The organism is Anabaena sp. CCY 0017 (genome assembly GCF_963920885.1).
Classification (GTDB): Bacteria; Cyanobacteriota; Cyanobacteriia; order Cyanobacteriales; family Nostocaceae; genus Nodularia.
The window spans coordinates 1-219 of record NZ_CAWUDG010000132.1 but is presented as its reverse complement, the minus strand read 5'-3'; the positions used below and the strand labels follow the sequence as shown (position 1 = coordinate 219).

At 63.9% G+C, this 219-nt stretch carries 1 protein-coding gene; it reads left to right on the top strand.

The window, feature by feature from the left end; all coding sequences use genetic code 11:
* Nucleotides 1-219, top strand: a 219-nt coding sequence (locus ACM0OW_RS25955; RefSeq protein WP_414553609.1) for a gamma carbonic anhydrase family protein, incomplete at both ends; no start/stop codon positions are given.

Genomic DNA, 219 nt, shown 5'->3' with positions numbered 1-219 from the left:
GGACAATGATCCGCTCATCCTGGGGCCGGACAGCACTGTTCAGGACGGGGCAGTGCTGCACACCGACCCCGGTTCGCCGCTGACGCTGGGGCGCGGAGTGACGGTCGGGCATCAGGCCATGCTGCATGGCTGTGAGGTTGGGGACTACAGCCTGATCGGAATTGGTGCGGTGGTTTTGAAGGGGGCGAAGATCGGCAGGAACTGCATCATCGGCGCCAA